The organism is Nocardioides cremeus, from assembly GCF_030518195.1.
Lineage (GTDB): Bacteria > Actinomycetota > Actinomycetes > Propionibacteriales > Nocardioidaceae > Nocardioides > Nocardioides cremeus.
This window is the reverse complement of record NZ_JAULSC010000426.1, coordinates 1-224: the sequence shown is the minus strand read 5'-3', so window position 1 is coordinate 224 and position 224 is coordinate 1. Positions and strand designations below refer to the sequence as shown.

Sequence of the window (224 nt, the reverse complement as noted above, 5' to 3'; positions counted from 1 at the left end):
ACCCCGTCGACCTCGGTGACCAGGATGGCCACGTCGGTGGTCACGCCGGTCGCGGGCTTGGAGGCCACGGCGCCGGAGACCTTCACCCGGCCCTGGGCGACCCGCTCGGAGGCGTGCTCGCGCGCGCGCGCCAGACCGCGGCGGACCAGCTCGGCGTCGAGGCGCAGGCGACGAGGCGGCACCGGCTCAGTCCTCGAGCGGGGTGGTCGCACCCGCGTCGGGAT

At 76.8% G+C, this 224-nt stretch carries 1 protein-coding gene; it reads right to left on the bottom strand.

The features are described from left to right. Window positions 1-182: S4 domain-containing protein (locus tag QWJ41_RS21595; protein WP_302710555.1), on the bottom strand; the 182-nt coding region annotated here is incomplete at its 3' end. Window positions 183-224: the final 42 nt, after the last annotated feature.